Source organism: Campylobacter sp. US55, from assembly GCF_004378955.1.
GTDB lineage: Bacteria > Campylobacterota > Campylobacteria > Campylobacterales > Campylobacteraceae > Campylobacter_D > Campylobacter_D jejuni.
Genome location: NZ_RYYF01000005.1, coordinates 66,413 through 91,359, shown reverse-complemented (window position 1 = coordinate 91,359; position 24,947 = coordinate 66,413). Strand labels below are relative to the sequence as shown.

Sequence of the window (24,947 nt, the reverse complement as noted above, 5' to 3'; positions counted from 1 at the left end):
TAATGGGTTTGATAGATTGATAGAATTTTATCCTTCAAGTTCATATAATTTTTTTCTATCTGTAGAACTTGCTATATTAAGATGTTTGCGATATTTTGTAATAGTTCTTCGCCCTATATCGACCTTAAATTCTTCTTTGATTAATTCTAAAATTTTACTATCGCTTAAAGGTTTATTGCGATCTTCATTCTTTACTAAATTTGCCACAAATTCTTTAACACCTACATTTGAAGTCTCCCCCTCTTCATCAAGAGCAAAAGCAAAAAAATCACGCAAGGGAATAAGTCCTCTTTCACAACTTAAATATTTATTTGCCACAGCTCTTGATATAGTCGAAGCATTGCGTTCTAAATCAAGTGCTAAATCCTTAAAAGTCATAGGTTTTATCTCTTTTCCCATGAAAAAATCATATTGATATTCTACTATCATAAGCCCTATTTTATAAAGAGTAGCTTTTCTCATCGCTAAAGCATCAACTAAATTTTTTGCTTCTTTGATGTAATGACTTAAAAAATCATGCTCTAAACCATCAGTTTGGATTGAAATTTCAGGATAATAATCATCATTGATTTTTACTTTAATTTCACCATTTTCTTTATAAACAAAAATATCAGGAACAATTATACGAGAATCTTCAAAATATTCCAAAAAAGGAGGAGTGCTAAAACGCTTAAGTATAGCCAATGCTTCTTTATATAAAGGCTCTTTGGTATAGTTTTGTATATTTTCAAAATCCATAATCAACATTCTACAAAACTCATCAATATCTTCATCTAACTCCATATTTTCAAGAGCAAATAAAAATGCTTCTTTATAATCTTTAGCTCCCGCTCCTACAGGATCTAAAAATTTAAATCTTGCTCTTACTCGCTCAATTTCTTCCAAAGAATACTCTTTTAAAAATTCTCCATCGTATTCAAAATATCCTTCCTCATTTAAGCATTCTATAATTTTTTTTGCAAGTTCTTGAGATTTGTTTGTAGGAAACAAAGGAGGAAGAATCTGTTCATTTAAAAACTCATAAACGCTTTTTTTGGCAAGTCCTTTACTATCCACAAGGGCCGAATTTACATTATGTTTATAAAATGAATCAAAATAATTCTTACCCTTATCATGAGTTTGTATCGAATCTTGAACATTTAAGAAAGGATTATCCTCAGCAAATTTATCTAAATTTTCTTTTAAATCCTCTATGTTTGCTTGTAAAATCGGCAACCAAGAGCGTAAAGTTTGAGAAATTTTAGTCTTGGGTGCTTGGGTGATTTTTTGCTTTAACATCAATCAAGGAGTTTAAACTCCGCTCCTAAATAATACTTTTTCACGTCTTTATTGGTTGCAATTTCATCAGCATTCCCGCTAGCAAGTAAAGAACCCGATCTTATAACATAAGCTCTATCACAAATAGCCAAAGTCTCACGCACATTATGATCGGTAATTAAAACCCCAATCCCCAATCTTTTAAGCTCTTTAATTAAAGTTTGAATTTCAGCCACTGCTATAGGATCAACACCTGCAAAAGGCTCATCAAGAAGTAAAAACTTAGGTTCGCACATCAAGCTTCTAGCGATCTCACAACGCCTTCTTTCACCTCCACTTAAACTTAAACCTTTCCTTAAACGAATAGGTTCTATACTTAAGAGTTCAAGCATTTGCTCAACTTTATCATGTAAAATTTTTTTATCTTTATAAAAAATCTGAGCCGCTAAAAGCAGGTTATCTTCTACGCTTAAATCCTTAAAAATACTACTTTCTTGAGGTAAATAACCTATCCCTGATCTAGCTCTTTTATTTAAAGGATCTTTTGTCACATCTAAACCGTCTAAAAGAACTTTTCCACTACTTGGGGAAATAAGTCCACATATCATATAAAAAGTTGTCGTTTTTCCTGCACCATTTGGCCCTAAAAGTCCTACAACTTCTCCGCTATTAACCTCTAAAGAAATTCCATGTATAATCTTAGTTTTTTTAATAATTTTTTCTAAATTTACAATTTCTAATTTACTCATAAATTTCATACTTTCTTTTGTCGTCTTTAATGCTAATTTTAATCTGGATAGTAGAAATTCCAAATTTCATTAAAGTTTTTTTCAAATTTTCACCGCCCCATTCAACCAAATGCAAACCTTTTTCAAAAAAATTTTCAAATAAACCATTCGCTAAAAGTCCTTCTAAACCTTCTTGATAAATATCATAATGATAAATGCAAATATCATGATTTTCATATTTTTGCATAGTGGAAAAAGTTGGAGAATCTACCCTTGCATCAAGACCAAGAAATTTAACCCAAGCTTGTACTAAGCTTGTTTTTCCGCTAGCCAAATCTCCTTGAAGCAAAACAACACCTTCTTTAGGCATTATTTGAAGCATCGTTTTGATCTCATCTTTTGCTAAAATAAATTCTTTCATAATTTTACCACATATTCATTTTGTGCGTTTTTAGGAATGCTTTTCGTACTAGGTAGAGCTAGCACTTTATATTTTTGAGTGTATTCAGTAAAATGCAAAGTGATGATATCACCCACCTTAACCTCTTTACTCGCCCTAACAATAACGCCATTAATCCCCACTACACCACTTTTACACATATCCTCAGAAATAGCTCTTCTTTTCGTGATATTAACTACATTTAAAAATTTATCTACTCTCATAAAAGCAATTTTAGCAAAAAAAATCAATTTTTGGAACAAAATTTGCTTATGCCTTTGCTTTATTTTTAAGAAAATAGCAAGTAAAAACTTTTCTTTAATGAAATTTGGATACAATTTTATAATTTTCAAATCTATTTTAACAAAGGATATCTTATGAAAAATGAAGCAAAAAAAGTAGTTTTAGCGTATTCTGGAGGGCTTGATACGAGCATCATTTTAAAATGGCTTCAAGATGAGTATAATTGTGAAGTTGTAACTTTTACAGCAGATATTGGTCAAGGCGAAGAACTTGAACCTGCAAGAAAAAAAGCCCTTTCTTTAGGCATAAAAGAAGAAAATATTTTCATTAAAGATTTAAGAGATGAATTTGTTAAAGATTATGTATTTCCTATGTTTAGAGCCAATGCGATTTATGAAGGAGAGTATCTTTTAGGAACAAGCATAGCAAGACCACTTATAGCAAAAACTCAAGCACAAATCGCCCTGCAAACAGGTGCTGATGCAGTAAGTCATGGCGCCACAGGTAAAGGAAATGATCAAGTGCGTTTTGAACTTGGTTATCTTGCTTTTAGTCCCGATTTAAAAATCATCGCTCCATGGCGTGAGTGGGATTTAAACAGTCGTGAAAAACTCCTTGCTTATGCACAAAAACACGGTATTGATATTTCTAAGAAAAAAGGAAAATCCCCTTATTCTATGGACGCAAATTTACTTCATATTTCTTATGAAGGACTTGTTTTAGAAGATCCTGCACACGCACCTGAAGAAGATATGTGGAGATGGAGTAAAAGCCCAAAAGACGCTCCAAATGAAAGTGAAATTATAGAACTTGATTTCCAAAAGGGAGATTTAGTAGCGATAAATGGAGAAAAACTAAGTCCCGCAGGACTTTTAACCAAACTTAACGAACTAGGCTGCAAACACGGTATAGGACGCCTTGATATAGTAGAAAATCGCTATGTAGGCATGAAAAGCCGTGGTTGTTACGAAACTCCAGGCGGTACTATACTTTTAAAAGCACATAGAGCGCTTGAAAGCATCACGCTTGATAGAGAAGCAGCACACTTAAAAGATGAACTCATGCCAAAATACGCAAGTTTAATTTATAATGGCTATTGGTTCTCGCCTGAAAGAATGATGCTTCAAGCCTTAATCGACGAGTCACAAATTCATGCCAATGGCAGAGTAAAACTCGAGCTTTACAAAGGCAATGTGATGATTATAGGACGCGAAAGTGCAAATGATAGCTTGTTTAACGCAGCTTATTGTACTTTTGAAGAAGATGAAGTGTATAATCAAAAAGACGCAGCAGGCTTTATCAAGCTTAATGCTTTGCGTTTTATCATCGCAGGAAAAAATGGAAGAAAATTTTAATAAAGGAATAAAATGAAAGTATTATTAATCAAAGATGTAAAAGCACTTGGAAAAGCAGGAGAAATAAAAGAAGTAAAAGACGGCTACGGACAAAATTTCTTAATCGCTAAAGGCTTTGCTAAAGCAGCTACTAATGAAGTTTTAAGAAAATATGAAAGCGACAAGAAAAAAGAGGCTGAAAATTTACGCTTTGAAATCGCAAATTTAGAAAAACTCAAAGAAGAGCTTAGCAAAATCACTCTTGAAATTTCAAAACCCGTAGGTGTAAATGGAAGTTTGTTTGGTGGCGTAACCAAAGATGAAATCGCTCACGCCCTAAAAGAACAAAGCCATATAGAAATCGATAAAAAAAGTTTAGAATGCGACACCTTAAAAAGCTTAGGAATCCACGAAGTAAGCGTAAAACTTGGACACGCAATCCATGCTAAATTTAACATAAATATAAAGGCAGAATAATGTTTCACGCAACAACGATTTTAGCTTACAAAGGTAAAAATAAATCCGTAATTGGCGGAGATGGACAAGTAAGCTTTGGAAATACGGTGCTAAAAGGCAATGCTGTAAAGATTAGAAAACTCAACAATGGCAAAGTTTTAGCAGGTTTTGCAGGATCAACAGCTGATGCTTTTAATCTTTTTGATATGTTTGAAAATCTCCTTCAAAGTTCTAAAGGCGATCTTTTAAAAGCAGCAATTGACTTTTCTAAAGAATGGAGAAAAGACAAATACCTAAGAAAACTTGAAGCCATGATGCTCGTACTTGATAGAAATCACATTTTTCTACTTTCTGGTACAGGCGATGTGGTCGAACCTGAAGATGGACAAATCGCAGCCATAGGAAGTGGTGGAAACTATGCACTTTCAGCTGCTAGAGCCTTAGCAAAACATACCGATTTAGATGAAGAAGAACTTGTAAAATCAAGTCTTCAAATCGCAGGTGAAATTTGCATTTATACCAATACCAATATCAAAACTTATGTAATCGAGGATGAGAAATGAATCTAACTCCAAAAGAAATCGTTAAATTTTTAGATGATTATGTTATAGGACAAAAAAAAGCTAAAAAAATCATAGCTATAGCTTTAAGAAATCGCTACCGCAGAATGCAACTTAGCCCTGAGTTGCAAGATGATATAGTGCCAAAAAATATCTTGATGATAGGCTCTACAGGTGTAGGAAAAACAGAAATCGCTAGGCGTTTAGCTAAAATGATGGGCTTTCCTTTTATCAAAATCGAGGCGAGTAAATATACTGAAGTAGGTTTTGTAGGTCGTGATGTAGAAAGCATGGTAAGAGATCTTGCCAATGCGGCTTTAAATTTGGTAAAAAACGAACAAAGGGAAAAAAACAAAGATAAAATCGATGAATTTATAGAAAATAAAATTTTAGAAAAACTTTTGCCACCTCTACCAAAGGGTATCAGCGATGAAAAACAAGAAGAATATAAAAACAGTCTTGAAAAAATGAGAACTAAGCTAAGAAATGGCGATCTTGATGAAAGCACCATAGAGATAGAAATTTCACAAAATATGTTCGATACCAATCCCAACCTACCTCCTGAAATGGGTGCAATGCAAGATATAGTTAAGGTTATAGGCGTTGGCAGTAAAAAAGTCAAAAAAGAAATGAAAATCAAAGACGCTAAAAATGCTTTAAAAAACGAAGCAGGAGAAAAAATCCTAGATCAAGAAAGTATCAAAAGTGAAGCCTTAAAAAGAGCAGAAAATGAAGGGATTATTTTTATTGATGAAATCGATAAAATCGCTGTTTCAAGCGGAAATTCAAACCGCCAAGATCCAAGTAAAGAAGGGGTACAAAGAGACTTACTTCCTATAGTTGAGGGATCAAATGTACAAACAAAAATAGGTACTTTAAAAACCGATCATATTCTTTTTATCGCTGCAGGAGCTTTTCATCTTAGCAAACCAAGTGATCTTATCCCTGAACTTCAGGGACGCTTTCCTTTAAGAGTGGAATTAGATAGTCTTGATGATAAAGCTCTTTATGAAATTTTAACACGCCCTAAAAATTCACTTTTAAAACAATACTCTCAGCTTTTAAAAACTGAAAATTTAGAACTTGAATTTGATGATGAAGCCATTAAAGAAATAGCAAAAATAGCTTCAAGAGCCAATGAAGAAATGCAAGATATAGGTGCTAGACGCTTACATACTGTGATAGAAAAATTACTTGAAGATCTAAGCTTTGAAGCTGATGAGTATGCGGGTAAAAAATTCGTAGTGGATAAAAAAATAGTAGAAGAAAAACTCGGAGATATCATAGAAAATAAAGATCTTGCAAGGTATATTTTGTGAAAAGTGGCTTTGTTAGCATCATAGGGCGTACTAATGCAGGAAAAAGTACTTTAATCAATTCCTTATTAGAAGAAAAAATCGCCCTAGTTTCTCACAAACAAAACGCCACAAGACGTAAAATCAAAGCCATAGTGATGCATGAAAAAAATCAAATCATTTTCATCGATACCCCAGGACTTCACGAAAGCGGTGCTACACTTAATCAACTGCTTGTCCAAAGTGCTATTAAATCTATGGGGGATTGTGATGTGATTTTATTTGTGGCGAGTGTTTTTGATAGTACAAAAGACTATGAAAATTTTCTTAGTCTAAACCCACAAGTACCACATATCATCGCTTTAAATAAAGTAGATTTAACCGACAATGCTACGCTTTTAAAAAAACTTAGCGAATATGCAAAATTTAGCCAACATTTTAAGGCTATCATTCCTTATTCTTCTAAGAAAAAAAGCTATAAAAAAGGCTTGTTAGATGAGATAGTAAAATATCTTGACGAACATGAATATTTTTATGATCCTGAATTTTTAAGTGCGAGTAGCGAAAAAGAACTTTATAGAGATTTCATACTTGAAAGTATTTATGAAAATTTAAGCGATGAGCTTCCTTATAGTAGCGAAGTGCTTATCCATCGCACCAAAGACACACCTAATCTTTTAATCCTAGAAGCCAATATCATCACCGATACAAACTCTCACAAGGGTATGCTTATAGGAAAAGAAGGGGCGACTTTAAAAAGAATAGGCAAAGATGCACGCTTTAAAATTTCAAAACTTGCACAAAAAAAGGTACTTTTAAAGCTTTTCGTAACAGTGAAAAAAAACTGGCAAAAAGATGAAGAATTTTTAAAAAAACTTTTAAATGATGAAAATTGATTCATTAAATAAAATAAATTTTATAAAATCTACAGATTTGCTTTATGCTCAAAGAACAGGAATATCCAAAGAAGACGAACTTTTTAACAATTTAACCGCAGATTTTAAGCTAAGCAAACCCTTTGACTATCAAATAGCTTTTTTTAAACATAATGAAATTTATCATTGTTTTTTAGCGCCTGTTTACAAATTGAAAAAAAGTCGTTTTTGCTTTCCTGAGCCTTTAATTTTTCAAGCTTTATTTGATGAAAGATTTATTGAGGAAAGTGATTATTGTGTTTTAAATTTATATGATCAAACTTTATATTTATATTTTTACCAAGAAGGAAAATTTATCAATCTTAAAAAAATCGAAAATTTCAACCCAGGTAATATGGATTTATTTTTTAAACAAAATCGATTTACAGAACTTTTAAAACACTATGAAAGCAAATTGCTACTTTATCAGGATTTGGATACAATCAAACATTACTTCTCATCTCAAATAAAATGTTTAAATCTAAATGATATTCTTGATAAAAATAGTTTATTGAAATTAAGTTCATATAGTATAAAAAATCTAGATCAAAATTGTAATTTTATCAAGCATAATAAAATAAAAATATCTATTTCTTTTAAAATTATATTAATATTTATTTTTAGCTTTAGTCTTAGCATGATGATTTTATTATTTAAAGATTTTATAGAGTACAAACAAAATAAGGAAATTCAAAATAAAAATTTTATCATACAAGAAGAAATTTCTAAACTAAAACAAGATAAGCAAAAATTATTAACAAACATACAAGATTTAAACTTTACTCTTTCCAATAAAATATCATCTACACAACAACAATTTCATATTTTATCCACCATAACAAAAGAAATCAATTTAGATAAAAATAAAGCAATCATTCTAAATCAAATCTTATCATGGCTTAACTCCAATGACCTTAAAATCACAAATCTTGAATTTGAACAAACAAAAATCATTCTTTCTTTTATCGATGAAAACCACTTTAAAAGAGCATTAGAAAATCTAAATTCTGCTTTTAAAATTCTTGATAAAAATGAAGAAACATTGAATATCATATTAGAAGTCATACATGAATAAAATAGAAGTATTTTTGCAGAATTTAAATCCTAGGGAAAAATTTCTTTTTATTTCTTTTATCTGTCTTTGTGCTTTGTTTTTAGCTTTTAAAATTCACGATCACTTTTTGGAAGATATTTTTCAAAAAACATTAGTAGAACATAATTACCTTGCATTAAATGAAGCAAAAATAGAAAATTCACATCTTAAAGAAATAGAAACAAAGCTAACAAAACAGATAAAAACAGAGGAAGAAAAATTAAAATACTATAAAGAAAAATTGCATTTATTTTCTTATGATAAAGATTTTTTCAATAAAAAAATCAATAATTTATCCAAAAATTTAACCATTAATGAAATAAAATTTTCCCAAGAAAACAAAAATTTTATCCACTATAATTATGTTTCTCTAAGTTTAAATGGCAACTTTAAAGACTTGCTCAATTTTATACAAAATTTAGAAAATCTTCCTATAGCTTTAAAAATTGATAAAATAAAACTATACAATACACAGGGTTTAAAATTAAAGCTTGATTTAATGTTTAAATTTGTTAATTTATAATAATATTAAATTACAATATTTTTAAATATTATTATAAAAAAAATATTTAAAAATATTGTAATTTAATTATTTTTCTATTACTATTAGTTAAAATATTTTAAGCATAAAAAAGAAAGGTATTGGGAAGTGACTAAACAAGAAATACAAAAACTCGATACAAATTTCCTAGGTCATCCCAAGCCTTTATTCTCTCTATCAATGGTAGAACTTTGGGAAAGATTTGCTTTTCATGGCAACAACCATAAGCAAAGGTGGACTTGGAATAAGCACTGAATACGCCTCGGCAATTTATGGCATTTTTGCAGGATGCTTGTATTTAGCAGCACTTCCTGGAGGCTGGATTACTGATAATTATTTAGGGCAAAAAAAGGCTTTATTTCTAGGTTCTTTTATTATAGCTTTAGGACATATTAGCATTTTAAGTACACCTATATTTTTCCTAGGACTTACTTTTATCGTTATTGGTACTGGATTTTTTAAAACTAGTGCTTCTGTAACAGTTGGAATGTTGTATAAACAAAATGATACAAGATGCGATACTGGCTATACGATTTTTTATATAGGAATTAACATTGGAGCATTCATTGCTCCTCTTATATGTGGTTTTGTTCAAGCAAAATGGAATTATCATTTAGGATTTGGCATAGGAGGTTTAGGTATGCTAATCTCTTTGCTTATTTTATATTTTAAAGCTACCCCTGAACTTAAAGAATTTCATAAAAATTGTACTTTAAAGCAAAACTGGGAACAACCATTTAAAAAAAGTAAAAATTTAACTCTTATACTAAGTATAAGCTTGTTAAGTATTATTGGATTTTTTCTAATTTTTATTAATCTTGCAGATATTAATCCCATAATACTATCAAAAAAACTTCTAATTGTAATTTTACTATGTTTGGTAATTTATTTCATATATCTTTTTGTTTTTAAAACCTTAAATAAAAGAGAAAAACAGCAATTAACAATTTTAATTGTTTTATTCTTTGCAGCCACTTTTTTTTGGAGTACTTTTGAACAAAAACCTACCGCTTATAATCTTTTTGCGCAAGATTTTACAAATAGAAATATTTTTGATTGGAAAATTCCAACTGGTTTCAATCTTTTAATCCAATTTTTATCATCATACTTGCTCCTATAGCAAGTTATATTTGGATATTTTTAGAGAAAAAAAATATATATTTTTCTTCCATTGGAAAATTTACTTTAGGAATATTATTTGCTGGTATTGGTTTTATGATGATAACCTTTGCTTCACAAAATCTAATAAACAACAATGGTTTGCCAATATCCATGGCTTGGATTATCATAAGTATATTCTTTTTAACACTTGGGGAATTATGCGTGTCTCCTATTGGACTCTCTATAATGGCTAAGGTTGCCCCTGATTTAATCAAAAATCAAATCATGGGACTTTGGTTTGTAGCAAGTGCACTTGGAAATTTTGTTGCAGGACTTATAGGGGGAAATGTCAATATTAAAAACATCGATCAACTTCCTAATATTTTTGGACAATGCATGTGGATGCTTTTTGTTGCAGCGCTTTTACTTTTTATTGCTAAAAAACCAATTTATAAAATTCTTAACGAAAAAAATAAGCAATTATCTAACTAAACTTAAAATACAAAATACACCAAAGTTGAAAATTGATCTTAATATTTCTTTTTTTATATTTGCAAAAAAGTAACATTATGATATAAATCATTTAAAAATATTACAAAGTTATACATATTTTTTAATTTTTTGTCTATAATTTATAAATAAAAATACACAAAGGATATAAATTGAGTAAAAATGTAAAAAATTTAGATACTTCATTTTTTGGACATCCAAAACCACTTTTATCTCTTTCACTTACTGAGCTTTGGGAAAGATTTTCTTTTTACGGAATTCGTCCCTTGCTTTACCTTTTTATGATAGCAAGTTTTGAAAAAAGTGGAATGAACTTAAAACCTGAAGAAGCAAGTGCAATTATGGGAATTTTTGCAAGTTGTTTATATCTTGCTGCTTTGCCAGGTGGATGGCTTGCGGATAATTACTTAGGACAAAAAAGAGCAATTTTACTAGGTGCTTTAACTATAGCATTTGGACATTTGTGCATAGCCTTTTCTTATTTTAATAATAAAATGATTTTTGTTGGTATGGTTTTTTTGGTTATAGGTACAGGACTTTTTAAAACTTGCGCTTCTGTAATGGTTGGAATGCTTTATAAAAAAAATGATGCAAGGCGTGACTCTGGTTTTACTCTTTTTTATATGTGCTTTAATTTTGGTGCTTTTGTAGCTCCTTTAATTTGCGGCTTTTTACAAAAAGAATACGGATGGCATTTTGGTTTTGGTGCAGGTGGGATTGGTATGCTTTTAGCGGTAATTATTTTCTACCTAAAAACTATGCCTGATTTAAAAGAATTTGATGAAAAAGTTGGCATAGACTCTACTTGGGATAGACCAAGCAAAAAAAGCAAAAACGCATTTTACATCATCATTGTATCAGGTATTGTTTTGCTTGGAGCAATATTTTTAATCCTTGGTGGTTTTATAAAATTAGATGCACAAGTTATTAATAAAAATATTATTCTAACTATCTTAGCTTGTGCTGGAATTTATTTTTTATATCTTTTCGCTTTTACTTCTTTAAAAATAGAAGAAAAAAGAAATTTAATTATTTTTATTGTTTTATTTTTAGCGGCTGCGTTATTTTGGTCAGTATATGAGCAACAATACACTTCTTTTAATTTTTTTGCAGAAAAATTAACGGATAAAACCATATTAAATTATGAAATTCCTACAATATGGTTTCAATCTCTTGGAGGTTTATTTGTTATACTTTTTGCACCTTTTAGTGCTTTTATATGGACTATATGTGCCAAAAATAATAAAGAAATTTCATCTATTATTAAATTTGCATTAGGACTTTTGGGTGCAGCTTTGGCATTTTTAATAATGGCTTTAGCTTCAAATCATGCAATTAGTTTAAATGGCGATGCTAATACATTAAGAGAAAATTTAGAAAATTCATCACAAATTATTTTAGTTTCACCTTGGTGGCTTGTCAGTAGCTTTTTGCTTATGGTTTTAGGAGAGCTTTGCCTTTCCCCTGTGGGACTTTCTATAATGACAAAAATTGCACCTAATTTAATTAAATCTCAAGTCATGGGACTTTGGTTTGTAGCAAGTGCATTAGGCAATGCTTTAGCTGGATTCATAGGTGGTAAAGCAAGTGAAGAAAATATAGCTTATTTGCCAATTTTATTTTACCAATGTATGTGGATATTACTTGGTGCTGTTATAATTTTACTTATACTCAAAAAACCTATCAATAAAATACTAAAAAATTAATATTAAGGAGAAAATATGAGTATTTACAAACAAAGAGTATTAGAACTTAGAAGATTAATGAAAGAAAATAATATTGACGCCTATCTCATCTTAAGCGCGGATCCGCATTTGAGCGAATATTTACCAGAATATTACAAAAACAGAGTCTTTATCAGTGGCTTTAAGGGTTCTGTTGGAACAGTTCTTATCACACAAGAAGAGGGCTTTTTGTGGGTAGATGGAAGATATTGGCTTCAAGCACAAAAGGAATTAGAAGGTAGTGGCATACTTTTACAAAAGCAAGATGCTAAAAATACTTTTACCAAATGGTTGGAAAAAAATTTAAGCGAAGATCAAATTTTAGGCATCGATTTTGCACTTTTACCTTTATCTTTGCAAAAAGATTTAAAGATTAATTGCAAGGCAAATTTAAAACATATAGATTTGATAAGTCCACTTTGGAAAGATCGTCCCACTTTACCACAAGAAAAAATTTATGAACACGAACTAGAATACTGCTCTTACTCAAGAAAAGAAAAATTAGCATTAGTGCGTCAAAAAATGAAAAATTTAAATGCTACTTCTCATTTAATCTCCAGCCTTGATGATATAGCTTGGCTTACAAATTTAAGAGGGAATGATGTAAATTATAATCCTGTATTTTTAAGTCATTTGCTAATCTTGGAAGACAAAGCTTTGCTTTTTGTTGATCAGAAAAAAGCAAATTCAGAACTTGAAAAAAAATTAAATTTAGATGGGTTTTGGCTTAAAAATTATGATGAAATCATCATGGAGCTTGAAAAACTTGCAAATACAAATTTGCTTATTGAACCTTCAAAAATGACCGCTTTACTCATAAATTCTTTAGACAAAAGCGTAAAAATCATTCAAGAAATTAATCCAAGCACTCACTTAAAAGCAGTTAAAAATACAAAAGAAATAGCGCATATACAAGATGCTATGATAGAAGATGGAGTGGCTTTATGTAAATTTTTTGCATGGCTTGAAGAAGCGATAGAAAATAAAGAATTAATAAGCGAATTAGACATAGATGCTAAAGCAAGCGAATTTAGAGCACAAAGCAAGCACTACATAAGTGATAGTTTTGCCACTATAGCAGGCTTTAACGAAAACGCAGCATATCCACATTATAAAGCCACAAAAGAGAGTTTTGCTTATCTTAAAAAAGATGGGCTTTTACTTATTGATTCTGGTGGACAATATAAAAACGGCACAACAGATATTACACGCGTTGTACCAATAGGAAAGGCTAATGCAGAACAAATTCATGACTATACCTTGGTTTTAAAAGCACATATTGCCATTTCCAGTGCAATTTTTCCAAAAGATATAGCTATGCCCTTACTTGATGCAATCACACGCGCACCTTTATGGAAAGAACAAATTGACTATATACACGGCACAGGACATGGCGTGGGATATTTTTTAAATGTCCATGAAGGTCCACAAGTTTTATCTTATCTATCCCCTGTGCTTGAAAAAACAAAAGCCAAAGAAGGTATGCTAACCTCCATAGAGCCAGGTATTTATAAAGTAGGTAAATGGGGTATAAGACTTGAAAATTTAGTTATTCATACCAAAGTAGAAAATCCTAAAAATAAAGATTTTGGAGAGTTTTTATACTTTAAACCTGTTACTCTTTGTCCTTTTGAAATATCTTGTATTGATACAAAAATGTTAGATGAAAAAGAAAAAGAATGGTTAAACAATTATCACAAAGAAGTATTTGAAAAACTTTCTCCTAAGCTAGGTGATTATCCAAAAGCTCTAGTTTGGCTTGAAAAAAGAACAAAAGCCATCTTTTAAGATACTTTTGTTAACATAGATAAATTTTCCTTGTATCAAACTTATAATTTGTTTAATACAAGGTTTTTAAACCAATTGCTAAAAAAGTTTTTTTGAAAAACTCAATTTACAACTAAAAATTATTTAAAATATCCAAGTTCAATCATTTTTTGATAAATTTTAGCTACAGTTGCCCCTGAAGTAATATTTCTCCCACCATGTTCCAAAAGAACGGTAACTACATATTTTGGCTTAGAATAAGGAGCATAAGAAGTAAGCCACGCATGAGATCTAGTATAATACTCAAATTGTTTTTCATCGACCCTATTTTTATCTGTTTGTGAAAATCCCACAACCTGAGCAGTTCCTGTTTTTGCTGCAACTTTCACATCAAGATTATGCAAATAACGATAAGAGGTTCCTCCTTGCTCATTAGCAACAGCATACATTGCATCTCTTATATAAGGCAATTGACTCTTTTCAAATAAAGTAAAAATTTCTTTTTTATTTTCATCCATTTGATTTTCTATAGTTGTATTATTATTTTCTATGCTTTTTAAAAAATGAGGTATAACCTCTCCACCTTTTGCGATTTGAGCTGTATATCTAGCAATTTGCATAGGTGTTGCAAGAAAATTACCTTGACCTATAGCTGTATTTAAAGTATCACCTTGAAACCAAGATTGTCTATATCTTTGCATCTTCCATTCTTTGCTTGGTAAAGTTCCTACAAATTCACTAGGTAAATCTACCCCTGTTTTCGCTCCAAAGCCAATGCGAGATAAAGTTTCACTTATTTGATCGATTCCAACTTGCAAACTGCCATTATAAAAATAAACATCACAACTATATTTTATCGCATGTTTTAAATCCACAGGTCCATGGCCTGATCGATTCCAACATCTAAAAAACCTGCCTCCAAGCTCAATACTTCCATTGCAAACATATTGAGTTGATGGACTAATATTTTTAGAATTTAAAAAAGAAAGCCCTACTCCCATTTTTACAACAGAACCTGGAGGATAATATCCATTTATAAGTTTATTTGTAAAAGGATGATCAAGACTATTTGAAAGCTCATCCCAATCCTTAAAAGAAATCCCTGTTACAAAAGGATTAAGATCATATTCAGGGAAACTCCCTGCAGCTAAAATAGATCCATCATTTACATTCATAATTATAGCAGCTCCAGCATTCCCTTCAAACAATGAAGTTAAATAAGACTGAAGCTCTATATCTATCGTAAGTTCTATATCATTAGACATAGCAGGAGTGTAAGAAAGCTGTTCTACTTCTTGATTTAAGGCATTAACCTTATAAACCCTAGTTCCTTTTTCTCCTTGTAAAATATCATTATAATAGCGTTCTATACCACTTTTTCCCGTATAATTAGAAAGTTTTGCTATTTCATTTTCTTGAACATCTTGCAAATTTGCCTTACCTACATACCCAATAATATGCGAAGCTAATTTTCCAAAAGGATATTTTCTTTTTACAACAGGATCTATTTTTATTGTTTTATTAAGATTTAACTCTGAATAATGCGGAATAATCTCATCATAGGGTATAAAATCTACAACTTTAATAAAATCTTGATTATAGTAAGAATCATTTCTCTTATAAATTTCTGCTAATTTACTAGCATTTAAATCGGGAAATAAATTTGTAAGTTCAGATAATTCTTTATCCAAAATTCCTTTATTTGACTTTTTAATACTCAAATAAGGTTTAATAGAAATACTAAAACCCAAATCATTAATAGCCAATAAAGTTCCATTTCTATCTGTAATTTGACCCCTAACAGGTGGCAAAAATTCAGTTTTTATGGCATTTTGTTTAGCAAGCTCTTCATAATATACATTTGATTTTATACTCAAATAATACACACGACTTAATAAAAATATAAAAAACAATAGTATAAATCCAACAACTAAACGCATTCTCATTTAAATTTTACCTTTAAAAAACACATAAGCTAAACAACATTCTATAAAAACTGAAACAATATACGCCCATCCTAAAATTTTAATTTTTTCATCTCCAATATAAGACAATATCATATCCAAAAACAAAATAATGCCGTAAGCACAAAGCACAAAAACAACAGGGATAAATTTACCAATTTTTAAATTTGTCTTAATCCAATCTGCACAAAGATAATAAAAAATAAAAAATGCCAACCAAGATGAAAAAATAAAAAAATTATAAGTTATATCAGTAAAAAATAAAAAAAATAAAGAAAAATACCATCTAAAATCAAGCTTTGAAAAAGTTCTTTCTCTCTCTTCTAGTAAGCAAAACATATAACAGAAAAAAATCCCATAAAGTAACGGAGCATATACAAAAGTCGAACCAAGAATCTGATAGATTAGAAAAAAAAATCCTAAAAAGACATAAGCTCCATTAAATTTTGCTTTATAAGCACTTAAATTTCTTCTCATTTACCAAGACCTAAAGTTTGATTGATAATAATATCTTCCAAAGAATCAAGGCCAAATTTATTCAAATTTGAAACTAAAATAGAGTCTTTAAATTCATTTTTTAACTTAGCTTTTTCACTTTGATTTAATTTATCGCATTTGGTAAAAACTTTTAAAATTTTTTGATCAGGTCGTAAAAATCTTTTCAAATAGTCATTTAAATTTACATCGATCTCTAAATGAGTATGTCTTGAATCGATTAAATGTATAAATAACTTTATCGAGGTTCTTAATTTTAAAAATTCATCTAAGTTTTGATTCCATATTTCTTTTAAATTTTTAGAAACCTTTGCATAACCAAACCCTGGCAAATCGATAAAATTGATATTAAATTTTTCTTCATTTCTTTTGCAAGTTACTTCGAAAAAATTTATAAGCTGAGTTTTTCCAGGAGTTGCCGAACTTTTGGCTAAATTTTTTTGTTTACACAAAGAATTGATTAAAGAACTTTTTCCGACATTAGAACGCCCCAAAAATGCTACTTCACTAAAATTTGAGCTCAAATTCTCATCAAATTTCACTAAAGAAGTGATAAATTTAGCACTAATTATCATTTGTCTTTAAGGTCAAATACAAAACGAGCAGGTTTTTGATCCTTACTCTCTACTCGATAAATATTAGCTTTTCTATCGACTATTATTTTATCACCAAAAAGTTTTTGATTGCTTCCAAGCTCATTTATATAAGCATGACCATTAATCTCGTAAGTATCTTTAATAACATTATAAATAAATTTATCTCCACTACCTTTATAAGTTTTACCTTTTAAAACAATCTTAAACCTAGCATTTTGCATTGCTTCATAACGAATAGGTTTGCGATTTTTATCCGTATAAATAATCAATTTTTCAGAATTTAAAATATCATCACCCCTAATTACTTCTACATTTCCACTAAGAATACTTTCACCCTTATTTTCATCTGAGTAAAAATTTAAAGCTTTTACTTCAATTTGAGTTGCCCAAGTTACACTTACACAAGCTAACAATAAAATTATTTGTCTTGCAACCACGCATTTACTCCTTGGATATTTAAAATTTTGTTTTTTACATCATAGTTTAAAGTATTTCCGTTAATAATACTTCCATTGATCAGAGCTTTAAAATTAGTATTTGTGTGTAAAATTTTATCCTTAGGTTGGTATTCTACCTCTTGAGAAATAATTTTGACATTATCAGAACCTATATAAGTAACATTTCCTTCAAACAAAACCTTGCTCATATCTTTATTAAAAAACTCTAAACGATTTGCACTAAGATTAAAATCTAAATTTAAAGTAATAAAATCATTAAATTCATCTCTATCTGTATATCTCACCCAAGAATTTGCCTTATAATATGCCTTAATTGTACTAGCATTACTCTCATAAGCTTTCAAATTTTTAGCCTCAATATTTTTAAAATTTAAAGCATTAGTTTGCAAATTCAAAGAATACGGATCTTGCAAACTTAAAATCGTAAAAGTAATTGTAAAAAGAGCAATTAAAATTCCAAAAATTTTTATAGCCAAAGCTTATTCCATTCTTCTTTTAGACGATTTTTTTCTACTAAAATTTCTATCATCTGTGCTACAGCAGCCTTACCACCTTTTTTGCTAAGCACTATGTCTACATTTAAATCTTTATGACCATCTTTTGGCTTAAAACTAAGTCCTACACTTTCAAGCAAAGCCTTATCGTTAAAATAATCTCCAATAGCCGCACACTGAGAAAAATCTAAATTAAGCTTTTGTAAAATTTCTTTTGCGCAAGCTAACTTATCCTTGATACCTTGATATAAAATTTCTATTTTTAAATCTTTAGCTCTTTTTTCAAGACAAGGACAATTTCTACCTGTAATAATAGCAATTTTTTTACCAAGCTTTAGCCAAGCCTCGATAGCCGCTCCATCTTTTACATCAAATTCTTTAATAAATTCTCCATTAGAAGTATAAATAATTTTTCCATCAGTTAAACAGCCATCTACATCCAAAAAAATCAATTCTGTCATAATTTCTACTCTCTTACAACAAATGCGCCTGAAAATGCACCACTTGCAGCAAAATCCCTTGCTTCATCTTCACTTCTAAAGCCTGTTAAGAAAACGCGATTTAACCCATCCACTGAACTTGTGCGTATAGTGGAGCTATAAGTTCTATAAGTTTTATATCTTGCTGCTATCGTTTGTGCTCCAGCTGGGTTTTTAAAGGCTCCAATTTGAACCATGAAATTTCCACCTTCATAAATTTGTCCATTATTTGCAATCTCTCCACTATTTCCATAGTTTACATTAGAATGTACAATATTATTACCCGAGCTACTTGAACCAAATCCTATAACCTCAAGCCTTACTGGAGCTGTTCCTGAAGCAATCATATCAATTTGACTAGCAGCTCCTTTTGATAAATCTATAATACGATTATTTACAAAAGGACCTCTATCATTCACACGAACGGTAACTTGACGATTGTTATTTAGATTGGTTACTTTTAAAATGGTATTCATAGGTAAAGTTTTATGAGCCGCGGTTAAACCGTTTTGATTATAGGTTTCGCCATTAGAGGTTTTTTTACCATGAAAACCTGGACCATACCAACTTGCAATACCATCAGCAGTTTCACCTACTGCTACAACAGTAGGATAATAAGTTTTACCGTTGATAGTATAAGGCTTCATCGTTCCTTTAGTCCCTGAAGAACTAGGACTGCTTTTAAAATCATTTGAAGGATAATACACTTGAGCATTATCCAAGCTAGAAAAAAAACTAGTGCCTAAACAACCACTAAAAAATAAAGCCCCTAGACTAACGGCTGACAACTTTAGTGTAATTGTTTTTATTTGCATTTTTATTCTCCTTAATTGGTATAATTAATTTTTGATTAATACTAAGATGATTTTTTGCTATTTTATTGAATTCTCGAATTTCATCAACACTTATATTGTAATTTTTTGCTATTTTATATAAAGAGTCACCAGACTTAACGGTATAAGTTCTTGTCATAGGTATAGTTGTATCAACCTTCGCAAGTTTTTCTGCTTTAAAATTTTTATCAAAAAATGCTACTTTATTAAGTGGTATATACATATAATACCCTTTACCAGGAGGCGTAAAATTATGTTTAAATTGTGGATTATATTTCTTAAATGTTGCAAGATCCATATTTAAATTTTTAGCTATTTCTTTTAAAGATGCAGAAGAAGGCACATCAACTTTTGCAAATTCATTGCTTAAAGCATAATTCATTAAAGACGCATCTTTATCTAGTAAAAAATCTCTATCATTGGCCAAAAAAGCAAGCGTTAAAATCTTTCTTATAAAATTTCTAGTTTCTAAAGAAAGATATTTCTTATCAGGGTTCAATAAAACACTTAAATCATCACTTCCTGCTTGCTTGATAGCTTGTCTTAGTTTGCCATTTCCGCAATTATAAGCTAAAAGCGCTAAATACCATTTGCCAAATTCTTCTTTTAACTCTTTTAAATAATTTGTAGCAGCATAAGTTGACTTGACTGGATCACGCCTTTCATCAACATAAGCATCGATTCTTAAACCCAAATTTCTAGCTGTTGGTTGCATAAATTGCCAAACCCCTACAGCCTTGGCATTAGAAACGCTATGAGTTTTCAAGCCTGATTCAACCATAGCTAGATACAAAATCTCATCAGGAACTTCCTGCTGGGCTAAAATTTTTCTTATCATAGGAGTAACTTTTGAAAAATTTTGCATACTATCTATTAAAGTTTGAGCATGTTTTGATTTTATATCTTGTTGAGTTTGCACAAAAATCAAATCACTAATAAAACTTGGATTAATATCTAAATTTCTTAAAACATTCATTTGTCTTTCATAAAATTCAGGAGTATTAATTTGTGCAAAAAGAAAATTAAAACATATTAAAAAACACAATAAAATTTTTTTCATTAATAACCTTTAAAAAATAATTTTTCAGAATTGTTAAAACAAATTTCTAGAAGCTCTTTTCTTGATAAATTCAATACTTCACACATTTTGTTTGCTACAAATTGAGTTAACAAAGGTTCATTTCTTTTACCGCGATAAGGCTCTGGAGTAAGATATGGAGCATCAGTTTCAAGTAGTAGTTTATCTTTTGGAATTTTAGGCAAAATCTCAACTAATTTCTTAGCATTTTTAAAAGTTAAAACTCCCCCAATACCAAAATAAAATCCCTCTTCAAAAAGAGTTAGCAAATGTTCGCTTGCATTAAAGCAGTGTAAAACTCCTCCTACAAGATCCTTAGAATACCCATGTAAAATCTCATAAGTATCATGATTTGCTTCTCTTGAGTGAATGATAACAGGTTTTTTAAATTCAATAGCAAGCTCAAGCTGTGCAATAAAAATCTTTTTTTGATTTTCTTTTTCTTTTTGAATTTCTTCAGCAAGATCACTTTTAAAACGGAAATAATCAAGCCCACATTCACCTACAGCTACACACTTTTCATCGCATAAATACTGCCTTAAAATTTTCTCATCATAATTATCAATTTCATAAGGATGCACCCCTGCTGCAAAAAAAATATTTTTATATTTATGAGCAATTGTAGCTGCATAAGGCAAGTCTTTTATATCAGCACCAGGTATGATAATTTTCTCTATACCATTTTTAAAAGCACGATTTAAAGTTTCATCTAAATCATCTTTAAATGCTTCACTGTCTAGATGGCAATGTGTATCAACAATCCTTAAACCATCTTGAAAATCAAGATTTAAGAACATACTTCAACTCTATCCTTGCCATTATCTTTTGCTTGAGACAATATTTTACTTGCTTTATCAACCAAAGAATCAATCTTATCTCCACTTTTTCCAAAAACCACGCCTATAGAAGCTGTAAAAAAGACTTCATCTAAATTAACTAAAACACCAGCTTTTTTTATATTTACTCGTATACGAGAAAAGATTTTAATCGCTCTTTCTTGGGATATATTTTTAAGTAAAATACAAATTTTTTCTGCGCTATATCTACCTACAAGATCTCTTCCTTTAGTTTCATTAACTATTTCATTAGCACAGATTTTAATTACTTCATCACCAACTTCACGACCGTATTCATCGTTAATCATTTGAAGATTATCTATATCTAAGAAAGCAAAAGCAAATTCCTCGTCTTTTGTTGCTATTTCGTTAAAATAATCATCTATTCCATCGATTAAAGCATTATAATTTTTAACCCCAGATACAGGATCTAAAACATTATAAGTGCTTAAAAATTTTTTATCATCCATGTAAGATAAACAACGATCTAAGCGACAATTAAAACTTTCTTTGTTTAAAGGCTTAAACAAATATTCATTAACTCCATTTTTAAAAGAATTCGCTTCAAATGAATTATTATGATCCCCTAAAAGAATCACACCTAATTCATCATCGCTAAAACGTTCTCTTACTTGAGTCAAAAGCTCAAAACCGCTAATTACTGGCATATTGACATCTGCTATAATAAGCTTAACATCATTATTATCATTTAAATAACTCATTGCTTCTTCACCATGAGCTGCAGCTAAAACATTAAATTGTCTTTGAGTAAGTATTTTTTTAATTTCATTACGTTCAGGTAGCTTGCTCATAGCTAAAATCACTTTAGTTTTTGCATATTGATTAAGTTTTACAATAGAACTAATAATCTCATCAATGCAAGTTTCACTTTCTTTAAAAATATAATCTAATATATCTTTATCCATAAATTTTTCTTTAGTAGCCTTATCACCACTAGCTGTAAGAACAATAGCAGGAATTTTCTTTTCTATAACATAATCCACAACTTCACCATTTGGGGCATCTGGCAAACATAAATCCACAAAAGCTAAAAAATAATCATTATTCACTAATTCCTTAGCTTCGGCGAAACCAAAAGCAATATCTACCTCATAATCTAAAGTCATTTGAATTTTTTTAGCTAAAAGTTTGCCGAGCATTTTATTGTCATCAATAATTAAAATTTTCTTATTCATAGTGTGTAAAATACCTTTATATCTAAAATTTTTAATATATTTGTTTCAAAGAAAGGAAATTTTATAGTTATATATTCTAACATAGTAAAATAAAAAATCCGCTTAATTCTTAAACAAGGTCTTAGCAAATTCGATTGCTTCATCACTAACAAGCTCTCCGCTTACCATCCTAGCAAGCTCTTTAATTCTTTCTTCTTGATCAAGCTTTTTTACCTTGCTTTCTTCGCCATTTTTTTCAACTAAAAAATGATTATGTGCCTTAGAGGAAAGTTGAGGCAAATGAGAAATAGCAAAAATTTGATAAAACTTAGAAAGCTCTTCTAAAACCTTGGCTATACTCATAGCCTCTTTTCCACTTAAATTTGCATCAATTTCATCTAAAAATAATATCCCTTTACCTGCATTTAAAATTTTACATTCTGTGGCTATAAAAGCAAGTCTTAAGCGATTTAATTCACCCGAACTTAAATTTTTTAAATGAGCTAAATTAATATCTAGCATTATCTCATCTTTGCCTAAAATTGAAATTTTTTCATTTTCTTTAAGTGTCAAACTTGCGTCTTTCATATAAAGATCTTTAAGATAATTATTTAAACATTTTTCTAATTTTTTAAGGTTTTTCTTTCTTGTTTGACTTAAAATTTGCGCTTTTTCTTCTAATTTTTGTTTTAATTCTTGAAATTTTTTTTCAAGTTCTTTTTTTTCAAAACTTAAATTTTCATAATGTTCTAGTTCATGTTTTTTTTGTTTTAAAACCTCTAAAGCATTTTCTATGCTTTCATAACGCTTGATGAGATAGGACAAATTTTCAATGCGATCTAAAAGCGTCTCCACATCAAAATCCAAATCTTCCATTTTTTGATTTTCACAAATCACGCGTAATTCATTTAAACATTCACTAAAAAAACTTGCATCAACTTCGCTTAAATTTAAAGCTTCAATAACAACTTTTTCAAGCTCAAAAATACGCTCTGCCTTACTCCAAGCTTCTTCTAATTTATCTTTTTTAGAAAGCTTTTTTTTAAGTATTAAAAGCTCTTCATACTCACCTATTTTAGGATTAATGCTTGAAATTTTTTCAATTTGCACTCTAGCTAATTCTTTTAATTCTTCTACTTTTTTTTCTTCTTCCAAAATTGCATTAAGCTCATTAGAAATTTGACTATAAGCATTAAAATCTTTTTTAAAATCTTCTAAAAAGGAAATAAAATTTGTATTTTCTTGCATTTCTAAGGCATCTAAGAGATTTAAAAATTTTTCATTTCCAAATTCGTTATTTTCCTTTGCACTTAAATACTTAATAAAAGTTTTACTTAAATTTTGCAAACTTTTTTTCGCTATGCTTTGATTGTTAATAAAATATTTTGTGTTTTTTTCTTTTAAAAGCTTAAAAACATTCTCCTCTTCGCTTTCTATGCCAAAACTTTCTAAATCTAACTTATCATCTAGTTCTATTTCGACAATTTTAGCCTCACTTTCACTCAAAGAAAATGCGGATAAAATTCCTTTAAACAAAACTGATTTTCCAGCTCCACTTAGGCCTGTAAAAACGGTAAGCCCTTTAGAAATTTCAAGCTCAGCCTTTTTAAAACCAAGATTTTCTTTCATAAAAATTCTATTTATCATCAATTTCCCCAGTGTAATTTTTCTTTTAAAATTTGAAAATAATCCCTATTTTTTGGGTGAATTAAAGCCACATTTTTATCACTTAAACCCACTTTTATACTTTTAAAATCATTCATTTTATAATTTTCTTGCCCATCAATACAAAGTATGCAATCCTTTGCCATAATCTCTATTTCAAAACCTTTTGGCAAAACAATAGGGCGTTGTGTTAAAGAATGAGAACAAACAGGAGTTAAGATAAAAGCTTGAGCTAAAGTATAAACTATGGGTCCATTTGCGCTTAAATTATAAGCTGTTGAACCCGCAGGAGTTGCAACAATAAGCCCATCTCCAAAATATTCATTAAATTTCTTTTCTTTTCTAAAAACTTCTATATGAGCCATAGAAGCTTGATTGTTTTTACTGATGACCACATCGTTAAAAGCTAATTTTTCTAAAATTTTTCCTTGCTTATCTTCTAAAAAAACACTTAATAAATAAGGCTTTTCTATTCTAAATTCTCCTTGAAAAAAAGCTTGAAAAAAATTTTCAGCTTCATCAACTTTAAAATCTGTTAAAAAACCTAAATGTCCAGCATGAATTCCTAAAACTGCTTTATCATATTCACAAGCTTTACGACATAAAGAAATCAAAGTTCCATCTCCACCTAAAGAAATAACAAAATCAGATATTTTAAACAAATCATCCAATCCATACTTTGGCAAATCTAAAATTTCAGAACTTTCTTTAAACAATACAAGTTCAACTTTATATATAGATAAAATCGATTGAAGTTTTAAAATTTCCTTATCTAAACTCACATTGGGTCGTGTAACAAGTCCGATTTTTTTAATATTTTTATAATCCATTTTATTTTGCATAAAAAATTATATCAAATCTTAGCAAAGCAAAAGAATAAAAATACTATAATTTTGCTCATTATCTTAAAAA

At 29.7% G+C, this 24,947-nt stretch carries 25 protein-coding genes and 1 pseudogene; 10 read left to right on the top strand and 16 right to left on the bottom strand.

Features of this window, described 5'->3' with window-relative positions:
- Positions 1-27: 27 nt before the first annotated feature.
- From ELQ07_RS04775 to ELQ07_RS04760, 4 genes are read right to left on the bottom strand one after another with little or no spacing between them, the layout of a single operon-like run.
- Positions 28-1,278: an RNA polymerase factor sigma-54 gene (locus ELQ07_RS04775; protein WP_134224806.1), complete on the bottom strand. Its 1,251-nt coding sequence runs from the start codon at positions 1,276-1,278 to the stop codon at positions 28-30.
- Positions 1,278-2,006, bottom strand: coding sequence for an LPS export ABC transporter ATP-binding protein (gene lptB / locus ELQ07_RS04770; RefSeq protein WP_002855252.1), 729 nt, complete (start codon positions 2,004-2,006; stop codon positions 1,278-1,280). Before lptB ends, ELQ07_RS04775 begins: the two co-directional genes overlap by 1 nt.
- Positions 1,999-2,406 (bottom strand): tRNA (adenosine(37)-N6)-threonylcarbamoyltransferase complex ATPase subunit type 1 TsaE, encoded by a 408-nt coding sequence (tsaE, locus tag ELQ07_RS04765; RefSeq protein ID WP_002854905.1) that lies wholly within the window; start codon positions 2,404-2,406, stop codon positions 1,999-2,001. Before tsaE ends, lptB begins: the two co-directional genes overlap by 8 nt.
- Positions 2,403-2,648 carry an RNA-binding S4 domain-containing protein gene (locus tag ELQ07_RS04760; protein WP_134224805.1) on the bottom strand — a complete coding sequence of 82 codons (246 nt, stop codon included), beginning with the start codon at positions 2,646-2,648 and terminating at the stop codon, positions 2,403-2,405. Before ELQ07_RS04760 ends, tsaE begins: the two co-directional genes overlap by 4 nt.
- 153 nt (positions 2,649-2,801) lie before the next feature.
- Here ELQ07_RS04760 and ELQ07_RS04750 point away from each other — a divergent pair, with 153 nt between their 5' ends.
- The 10 genes and pseudogenes from ELQ07_RS04750 to ELQ07_RS04700 all read left to right on the top strand — a co-directional run bounded on the left by ELQ07_RS04750 (position 2,802) and on the right by ELQ07_RS04700 (position 13,983).
- The gene (locus ELQ07_RS04750; protein WP_134224803.1) at positions 2,802-4,022 is read left to right on the top strand and encodes an argininosuccinate synthase; all 1,221 of its coding nucleotides are present in this window, start codon (positions 2,802-2,804) and stop codon (positions 4,020-4,022) included.
- 12 nt (positions 4,023-4,034) lie between these two features.
- The gene (rplI, locus tag ELQ07_RS04745) at positions 4,035-4,478 is read left to right on the top strand and encodes a 50S ribosomal protein L9 (protein ID WP_070298739.1); all 444 of its coding nucleotides are present in this window, start codon (positions 4,035-4,037) and stop codon (positions 4,476-4,478) included.
- Positions 4,478-5,020, top strand: a complete 543-nt coding sequence (hslV, locus tag ELQ07_RS04740) for an ATP-dependent protease subunit HslV (protein WP_002781630.1) — start codon at positions 4,478-4,480, stop codon at positions 5,018-5,020. Before rplI ends, hslV begins: the two co-directional genes overlap by 1 nt.
- Positions 5,017-6,336 carry an ATP-dependent protease ATPase subunit HslU gene (gene hslU / locus ELQ07_RS04735; RefSeq protein ID WP_002877690.1) on the top strand — a complete coding sequence of 440 codons (1,320 nt, stop codon included), beginning with the start codon at positions 5,017-5,019 and terminating at the stop codon, positions 6,334-6,336. Before hslV ends, hslU begins: the two co-directional genes overlap by 4 nt.
- Entirely contained in the window at positions 6,333-7,208 is an 876-nt protein-coding gene (era, locus tag ELQ07_RS04730) for a GTPase Era (RefSeq protein ID WP_134224802.1), read from the top strand. Before hslU ends, era begins: the two co-directional genes overlap by 4 nt.
- Positions 7,195-8,301: a hypothetical protein gene (locus ELQ07_RS04725; protein WP_134224801.1), complete on the top strand. Its 1,107-nt coding sequence runs from the start codon at positions 7,195-7,197 to the stop codon at positions 8,299-8,301. Before era ends, ELQ07_RS04725 begins: the two co-directional genes overlap by 14 nt.
- Positions 8,294-8,842, top strand: a complete 549-nt coding sequence (locus ELQ07_RS04720; RefSeq protein WP_002855032.1) for a hypothetical protein — start codon at positions 8,294-8,296, stop codon at positions 8,840-8,842. Before ELQ07_RS04725 ends, ELQ07_RS04720 begins: the two co-directional genes overlap by 8 nt.
- 126 nt (positions 8,843-8,968) lie before the next feature.
- A pseudogene (locus ELQ07_RS08430) lies at positions 8,969-10,453 on the top strand (peptide MFS transporter).
- Between the two features lie 170 nt (positions 10,454-10,623).
- Positions 10,624-12,177 (top strand): peptide MFS transporter, encoded by a 1,554-nt coding sequence (locus ELQ07_RS04705; RefSeq protein ID WP_134224799.1) that lies wholly within the window; start codon positions 10,624-10,626, stop codon positions 12,175-12,177.
- 15 nt (positions 12,178-12,192) lie between these two features.
- Positions 12,193-13,983 (top strand): aminopeptidase P family protein, encoded by a 1,791-nt coding sequence (locus tag ELQ07_RS04700; RefSeq protein ID WP_070316948.1) that lies wholly within the window; start codon positions 12,193-12,195, stop codon positions 13,981-13,983.
- 119 nt (positions 13,984-14,102) lie between these two features.
- Here the strand turns inward: ELQ07_RS04700 and mrdA are convergent, their stop codons facing one another.
- The 12 genes from mrdA to ELQ07_RS04640 all read right to left on the bottom strand — a co-directional run bounded on the left by mrdA (position 14,103) and on the right by ELQ07_RS04640 (position 24,877).
- Positions 14,103-15,908, bottom strand: a complete 1,806-nt coding sequence (gene mrdA, locus ELQ07_RS04695; protein ID WP_002859991.1) for a penicillin-binding protein 2 — start codon at positions 15,906-15,908, stop codon at positions 14,103-14,105.
- The gene (locus ELQ07_RS04690) at positions 15,909-16,403 is read right to left on the bottom strand and encodes a membrane protein (RefSeq protein ID WP_002857018.1); all 495 of its coding nucleotides are present in this window, start codon (positions 16,401-16,403) and stop codon (positions 15,909-15,911) included.
- On the bottom strand, positions 16,400-16,996 hold the full coding sequence (yihA, locus tag ELQ07_RS04685; protein ID WP_002876714.1) for a ribosome biogenesis GTP-binding protein YihA/YsxC: 597 nt from the start codon (positions 16,994-16,996) through the stop codon (positions 16,400-16,402). Before yihA ends, ELQ07_RS04690 begins: the two co-directional genes overlap by 4 nt.
- Positions 16,993-17,454, bottom strand: a complete 462-nt coding sequence (locus tag ELQ07_RS04680; protein WP_002859586.1) for an LptA/OstA family protein — start codon at positions 17,452-17,454, stop codon at positions 16,993-16,995. The genes yihA and ELQ07_RS04680 overlap by 4 nt, the downstream gene beginning before the upstream one ends.
- On the bottom strand, positions 17,436-17,951 hold the full coding sequence (locus ELQ07_RS04675; protein ID WP_002876713.1) for a hypothetical protein: 516 nt from the start codon (positions 17,949-17,951) through the stop codon (positions 17,436-17,438). The genes ELQ07_RS04680 and ELQ07_RS04675 overlap by 19 nt, the downstream gene beginning before the upstream one ends.
- Positions 17,942-18,430: an HAD-IIIA family hydrolase gene (locus ELQ07_RS04670; protein WP_002876712.1), complete on the bottom strand. Its 489-nt coding sequence runs from the start codon at positions 18,428-18,430 to the stop codon at positions 17,942-17,944. The genes ELQ07_RS04675 and ELQ07_RS04670 overlap by 10 nt, the downstream gene beginning before the upstream one ends.
- Before the next feature lie 5 nt (positions 18,431-18,435).
- Complete coding sequence (locus ELQ07_RS04665; protein WP_002876709.1) at positions 18,436-19,263, bottom strand: septal ring lytic transglycosylase RlpA family protein; 828 nt, start codon at positions 19,261-19,263, stop codon at positions 18,436-18,438.
- Positions 19,223-20,341: a lytic transglycosylase domain-containing protein gene (locus tag ELQ07_RS04660; protein WP_002852087.1), complete on the bottom strand. Its 1,119-nt coding sequence runs from the start codon at positions 20,339-20,341 to the stop codon at positions 19,223-19,225. Before ELQ07_RS04660 ends, ELQ07_RS04665 begins: the two co-directional genes overlap by 41 nt.
- A complete protein-coding gene (locus ELQ07_RS04655) occupies positions 20,341-21,156 on the bottom strand; it encodes a TatD family hydrolase (protein ID WP_002856820.1) in 816 nt (271 codons plus the stop codon). The genes ELQ07_RS04660 and ELQ07_RS04655 overlap by 1 nt, the downstream gene beginning before the upstream one ends.
- The gene (gene cbrR, locus ELQ07_RS04650; RefSeq protein ID WP_002876704.1) at positions 21,147-22,391 is read right to left on the bottom strand and encodes a bile resistance response regulator CbrR; all 1,245 of its coding nucleotides are present in this window, start codon (positions 22,389-22,391) and stop codon (positions 21,147-21,149) included. The genes ELQ07_RS04655 and cbrR overlap by 10 nt, the downstream gene beginning before the upstream one ends.
- 102 nt (positions 22,392-22,493) lie before the next feature.
- The gene (locus tag ELQ07_RS04645; RefSeq protein ID WP_002876701.1) at positions 22,494-24,017 is read right to left on the bottom strand and encodes an AAA family ATPase; all 1,524 of its coding nucleotides are present in this window, start codon (positions 24,015-24,017) and stop codon (positions 22,494-22,496) included.
- Positions 24,017-24,877 carry an NAD(+) kinase gene (locus ELQ07_RS04640; protein ID WP_002876698.1) on the bottom strand — a complete coding sequence of 287 codons (861 nt, stop codon included), beginning with the start codon at positions 24,875-24,877 and terminating at the stop codon, positions 24,017-24,019. Before ELQ07_RS04640 ends, ELQ07_RS04645 begins: the two co-directional genes overlap by 1 nt.
- Positions 24,878-24,947 lie beyond the last annotated feature (70 nt).